The sequence below is a fragment of the Streptomyces sp. NPDC058534 genome, from assembly GCF_042717365.1.
Lineage (GTDB): Bacteria > Actinomycetota > Actinomycetes > Streptomycetales > Streptomycetaceae > Streptomyces.
The window spans coordinates 1-5,854 of record NZ_JBHXNW010000158.1; the positions used below are offsets into that span (position 1 = coordinate 1).

Sequence of the window (5,854 nt, forward strand, 5' to 3'; positions counted from 1 at the left end):
CGAGGATCGGACCAGGGCAAGGCGACCGCACACGGCCACGCCGCGCCCGAAAAGCCCGAAACACCCGGGCAACCACAGAATTCTAGAGACGCTCTAACGATGCAGTTCGGAGCTTGAAGAAACCTTGCCGCCGCCGGCTGCGGTGCCACCACACGCCGGACTGGGCACGCTGATCTACTGGGCGGACACTTGGTGAGCACCAAGGACCACGGCTCGTCCGGAGTGCTGAACTCCACCGTCCCTCGGCCGCTCGTGTACAGCTGGATACCGGAAATCTCACCGATGCCACGGCCATCGACATCCAGGTAGATGAAGTCGCTGGACGAGCTGCTGTCGACGATTCGCGTCGTTGCGGTACATGCCGGGCAGTTCGTCGGTATCGACCGAGTACGTACACCCTGAGGTGAGTACCGCGGAAACGGTCAGTGCAGCGGCGGGCCACCATCTGCCTGTCCCCTGATCATCACGGCCCCAGCGTAACGGCGTCACACACAGCCGAATCACTCCACCTCGCCGTTGGCGACGAACCGTGTCAAGGATCGCTCCAGCAGCTCGAGAAACTGCCGCAGGTCATCAGCCACCCGGTCGAGCCCGGGTTCGGTCAGAGACGCCGTTCGCGTCCGGTAGATCACTCCGCCAGGGCCGGCAACACAGGACAGGCCGCCACCGTTCGAGCCGATGACCAGGCCACCGCCCCTCTGGTCCGCGCCGACATCGACAGCGCCGTACTGCTGAAAGCGCAGAAGGACATCAGCTGCCGGGTCGACGAAGTAGCCGTTGCCGACGTCCGCCCGGGTGACGTCGCCGATGCTGTCGTAGAAGGTGCCCAGGCCGGCAGGGACGATGGCGGCCTGGGCAAGCGTGCGAGCCGCGGCCCGGTCGGCGTGGCCGGCCAGCCGGACCTCGTTGGCTCCCGGGGGAAAGCCGTGCCGGCGCTCGAACTCGTCCGTCATCGCCTGCAGGGTCTCCGAGACCCTGCGGGTCCACGAGGCCAGCCAGGCGGGCGAAAGCGAACGGTCACTCATGAGGCCGGATCATGGCATGAGCCTCGAGGACTGCCCGGATCCGGGCCGGCTCGCACAGCAACCGGGAGATCGCCAGGGCGCGACAGCCGTGACAGCGGGGGGCACCGCTGTGACCGTCACGGCACCCGGCGCTCGGCGCCGGGTCGCCGTGCGGCCTTCCGTCCTAGGGATGCGGTGACGGTCCGGGCGACCTCGGCCACGTGGTCCCACAGGTAGAAGTGGCCGCCGTGGAACACACGGACGGCACACGCCGAGGCCGTGTGCCGCTGCCAGCGGGCCGCCTCGGAGACCGACACCATCGGGTCGCGATCGCCCACGAGCACCGTCACCGGACAGGCCAGCGCGGGACCCGGGGCGTACACATACGTTTCCACGGCCCGGTAGTCGGCGCGCAGCGGAGGCAGCAGCAGCGCGCGCACATCCGCGTCCTGCAGCAGGCCCTCGGGAGTTCCGCCGAGGCGGTCGAGCTCCGCGAGCAGGGCATCGTCCGGTTGCCGGTGCAGTCTCCCCGTACGAGGGTCCGAAGGGGCGGCCCGGCCCGACACCAACAGGTGGGCCGGCCCGTGACCGCCACGCTCGAGCCGCCGTGCCACCTCGAAGGCCACGACCGCGCCCATGCTGTGCCCGAAGAGGGCGTACGGCCGCTCACGGCCGTGCAGCTCCTCGTTCAGTGCCTGGGCGATCGGGTCGGCCAACTCCTCGATCGTCAGGGCGCTTTGCTCCCGGTACCGCTCGTGGCGTCCCGGGTACTGGACGGCCAGCACGTCACAGTGCGGTGCCAGCTCACCGTCGAGTGCGACGAACGCGCTCGCCGACCCGCCGGCGTGCGGGAAGCAGACGACCGCCGGGCCGTCCCCCCGCTGTCGGCCGAAGCGCATGAGCCAGGTCTCGGCCTGCGTGTCGCGCGTCATGGTTCCCCCTGTGGTGGTGGCGGTGATCTTGGCTGGGCGGTGGCTCGGCGGCTGCCGACGGGCGCGCGCGGGCCGGGGTCCGCGGTCTGCCACTCACCGCAGGGGTCGGGGCACCACTCCACCGGGGTCCTGGGGCAGGTGAGGCTGGTGCGGAATCACGGTTCTTCGGGGAAGAGTGCTTCCGGCGGTGATGGACGAGATTATCGCGGTGCAAGTTTTCTGCCGGAACCCCTGGAGTCTGCCCACCCCTGAGAAGGGGTCATCGTTGGATACGGGCCCGTGGCCGCGTCCGGTGCCACGGCTCACGTGCGTGGGCCGCGACGGCCGGGAGGCGGGATCTCGTCGGTCAGGGCCACTTGTGCCCAGAACGCCCGACTCTCCGGGGTGGACTCGTTCGCCGACGGCACGCGCTCGGGGTGGCCGGGCAGTGTCGCGGGATGCCCGGCGGGCTGGGGCGGCCTCGACCGCTGGGACTGTCTGGACGGCCGGGAACCCTGGCCGGAACCGGTGACCTGGACCGGGTTCTCTCCCGCGCTGAGCCGCCCGAAGATGACGAGCATCTCCCACACCTGTGCCAGTAGGGCCCGTGCCCTGCGTCTCATGCGGTCCTACCTTCTTGAGTGCGTCCCACGAGTTCGCGACTTTGGGGCTGCGAGGGTGGGGCAGGGACGGAGGACTACCGCCGGCTCGAGGCCCGCGGCGACCGCAGCCGGCCGCTGCTCTCCCGTCGCGTCGACAACGACCCGACCTGGCCCGCCGCAAGGCCGGCGTCCTCTTCGTCTCGTGGCGTGCCAGCAGCATCAGGCAGCCACCTCGGCCGTGTCCGCCAGGCCCGCCAGGAACCGCTCGGCGCGCTCCAGGGCGGCGGGGGTCGTGCCGCTGGCGGCCACGAACCCGTCGGGGCGCAGCAGCAGGAACCCCGGGCGGTGCCGGCCGACGCGCTCGTGCGCCACCAGACCCGGCAGCCGGCCGGCGGCGGCGGCCGCTGCCCGGTGCATGTGGTCGGCCCTGGCGCCCGTGCTCAGTAGCCGGAACGTGGCCTGGCGCGCCGCGTCCCCGGCCGGCGCGGTCACCCAGTGCGGCGCGCGCGAACCGGGCGGCGGCAGTACGCGGTTGCCTTTCCAGGACCCGCCGGACTTTCCCTCCTCCCGCACCACAAGGCCCTCGGGGTAGCGCACCCGCCAGCCCGCCAGCAGCGGAACCAGTCGCCGCCGCAGCACCCCGGACACCTCCAGGAAGCGCCAGGCGGCGTTCCGTAGCCGCGCCTGCGCCGGCTTGAGGGTGAACATCCGGGTGAAACCCCGGGTGTTGCGGACGATCAGCTCGGCGGCGTACCGGCGCTCGGCCTCGTAGGTGTCGAGGATCGCGGGGGCGAACCGGCCCTGGATCACGCCCGCCAGCTTCCAGGTGAGGTTGTGCACGTCCTGTAGGCCCAGGTTGAGGCCCTGGCCGCCGATCGGCGAGTGGGTGTGGGCGGCGTCGCCGACGAGGAAGCAGCGGTCCTGGCGCAGCCGTGTCGCGATCCGCTCCTGGCTGCCGAAGGTCTTGATCTCGTGCAGATCCTGCACCCGTGCCCCAGCCGGTCCGCGCCGGCCGAGCAGCGACTGCACGGTCTCCGGCGTCAGCGGCGTGTCCGGCGGCACGGGGGTGCCAAGACGCGTGATGCCGCCCGCCAGCGGTGCGTAGACCATGGGTCCTGTGGAGCGCAGGAAGTAGTGGACGGCGCCGCGCCCGGCGTCGCCGCCGTCGATGCGGCCCTCGGCGGCGAGGTAGAGCGTCGGCAGCGTGACGCCTGGGAACTCGATGCCAAGCCGTTCCCGGACGGTGCTGCCGACGCCGTCGGCGGCTATCAGCCAATCCGCCTCGATCAGCTCGGTGGTGCCGCCGGGCCCCTGGGCCTTCACGGTCACGGAGCCCTCGCCCGGCGACACGTCGGTGACCTGAAGGGCGCGCTCCACCCGGCCGCCCAGCTTCTCCAGTACGCCCTCCAGCAACGCGCTGGTCTGCTCCTGCGGCAGCAGCAGCGCCTCGTTCTCCTGGCCGATGTCGTTGTGGAGGGTCCGGCCGCCGTCGAGGTGGTAGTGGAGGGAGCGGAGGATGACGCCGCTCGCCTGGGCCTCGGCCAGTACGCCGAGGCCGCGCAGTACCTCAAGTCCCAGCGGCCACAGCAAAATGGCGCGCGAGCCCTTGTTCGGCTCCGGCTCGCTCTCCAGCAGCCGGACGGAGACGCCGAGCCGCAGTAGCTCGCAGGCGGCGGCCAGACCGCAGGTGCCGCCGCCGACGATCAGCACGGAGGGCCGTTGGGGCACGTCGTTCGTGTCCCTCGTGTCACGTATGTCACTCATGGGTTTCACTCCGCGTTGCGTCGAGCCAGTCATGGATGGACCGCGCTGTGGTGTCGGCGTGCGCCTCGATGACGGAGAAGTGGTCGCCGGGGATGTCCACACCCGCGCGCAGCAGCAGTGTGCGGGCCTTGACGGGCTCGGGTGTCACGTCCGTCAGCAGCCGCAGATAGCCGCCCATCGCGGTGAGGCGGTCGTCGTCCAGGAGCAGGCCCGGGTCCACTCCGTCCGTGCCGCTCAGCTCGCCCAGGCGGCCCAGCAGCTCCGGTACCAGCTGGACCAGCAGGCGGCGGCTGAGCGGCGAGGTGTCGATCGCCGCCACTGCCACCGGGCCTTCGCCCGCGTCCTCCAGCCGCGCGGCCACCGCCTGGGCCAGCAGGCCGCCCGAGGAGTAGCCAACGAGCGCGTACGGGCCGCCGCCGGCGTGGTGGCGTATCGTGACGGCCGCCGCGTCGAGCAGCGCGTCGAGGGTGGCGGGCAGCGCCTCGCCCGGTTGGTAGCCCGGCAGCGGCAGAGCCCACACGTCGCGCTCGCCGGCGAAGTGCGCGGCGAAGCGCGCGAACTGGTGGGGCCCTGAGGTCGCCAGCACGGTCGGCAGGCAGAACAGCGCGGGGCCGCCCCGGCCTTCGGCCAGCCGCACCGGCTCCGGCATGGTTCCGGACAACGCCGGCCGGAAGCGGGCGGCGTCGCCCAGCAGGTCGGTGAACCGCACCGTCGTTCCGGAGTCGAGCGCCCGTTGGAACAGCGCGGCCAGCCCGGAAGGACCGGACGGCGAGCCGGGGGACGGCGCCGTCACCGCCTCAGCGCTCTCGGGGAGCTGCGTACACAGGTACTGGGCGACCGCCTCCGCGCTGCCGTTGCGGAACACGGCGTCGGGCCGCAGGAACAGACCGGTCGCCGCGGCGAGCCGGTTGCGCAGCTCCAGCGTCGTCAGCGAGTCCATGCCGAGCTCCAGCAGCCCTCGCCTCGGATCGACGGCCTCGCCGGAGGCGTGCCCGAGTACGGCCGCCGCCTCCGCACGCACCAGGTCGAGCAACGCCCGCTCCCGCTCGGCCGCCGGCAGCTCGGCCAGCCGTTTCAGCGCCTGCCCGGCGCCGTCAGCCGTCTCGGTCCCGTTGCCCCCGGCTGCCGCGCGCTGCCGCAGCCGTGCCACCGAGGGGATCTCCTCCAGCAGCGCGCTGGGCCGGGTCGCGGTGTAGCGGTGCAGGAAGCGTTCCCAGTTCACGTCCGCGACGACCAGCGCCGAGTCCCGCCGTTCGACGGCCTCCTGGACGGCCAGCAGGGCAAGGCCGGGGTCGAGCCCCGGAAGCCCGCGCTGGACGAGACGTTCCCTGCGCGACTCCTCGAACGCCACCTCCTCGGCGTCGCGCCCGGCATGTGCCCACGCGGTCCAGCCCAGCGAGGTGGCGGGCAGCCCCAGCGCGCGGCGGTGCGCGGCGAGCGCGTCGAGGTGGGCGTTGGGGGGGGGGGGGGGGGCGGGGCGCCGCCCCCCCCCCCCCCCGCGGGCGGGGGTGTGGGTGAGTTTGGTAAATCCCCCCCGCGCCCGCCGGGCGGCGACAGCGAGCGAGTGGCGCGC

5 protein-coding genes are annotated in these 5,854 nt (G+C 72.6%); all 5 read right to left on the bottom strand.

Features of this window, described 5'->3' with window-relative positions; all coding sequences use genetic code 11:
* Positions 1-500 precede the first annotated feature (500 nt).
* Positions 501-953, bottom strand: a complete 453-nt coding sequence (locus ACFWR9_RS42280; RefSeq protein WP_383852908.1) for an SMI1/KNR4 family protein — start codon at positions 951-953, stop codon at positions 501-503.
* Positions 954-1,141: 188 nt separating this feature from the next.
* On the bottom strand, positions 1,142-1,936 hold the full coding sequence (locus ACFWR9_RS42285; RefSeq protein ID WP_383852896.1) for a thioesterase II family protein: 795 nt from the start codon (positions 1,934-1,936) through the stop codon (positions 1,142-1,144).
* Between the two features lie 302 nt (positions 1,937-2,238).
* Positions 2,239-2,538: a hypothetical protein gene (locus tag ACFWR9_RS42290; protein ID WP_383852899.1), complete on the bottom strand. Its 300-nt coding sequence runs from the start codon at positions 2,536-2,538 to the stop codon at positions 2,239-2,241.
* A gap of 198 nt (positions 2,539-2,736) precedes the next feature.
* Positions 2,737-4,281 (bottom strand): FAD-dependent monooxygenase, encoded by a 1,545-nt coding sequence (locus ACFWR9_RS42295; RefSeq protein ID WP_383852902.1) that lies wholly within the window; start codon positions 4,279-4,281, stop codon positions 2,737-2,739.
* A partial coding sequence (locus ACFWR9_RS42300; RefSeq protein ID WP_383852905.1) for an alpha/beta fold hydrolase occupies positions 4,274-5,854 on the bottom strand: 1,581 nt, incomplete at its 5' end. The genes ACFWR9_RS42295 and ACFWR9_RS42300, both read right to left, overlap by 8 nt.

What these genes read in the sequence shown, in the direction of transcription:
- ACFWR9_RS42295 (WP_383852902.1), bottom strand. Translation starts at nt 4,281, where the DNA reads ATGAGTGACATACGTGACACGAGGGACACGAACGACGTGCCCCAACGG.
- ACFWR9_RS42290 (WP_383852899.1), bottom strand. Translation starts at nt 2,538, where the DNA reads ATGAGACGCAGGGCACGGGCCCTACTGGCACAGGTGTGGGAGATGCTC.
- ACFWR9_RS42285 (WP_383852896.1), bottom strand. Translation starts at nt 1,936, where the DNA reads ATGACGCGCGACACGCAGGCCGAGACCTGGCTCATGCGCTTCGGCCGA.
- ACFWR9_RS42280 (WP_383852908.1), bottom strand. Translation starts at nt 953, where the DNA reads ATGACGGACGAGTTCGAGCGCCGGCACGGCTTTCCCCCGGGAGCCAAC.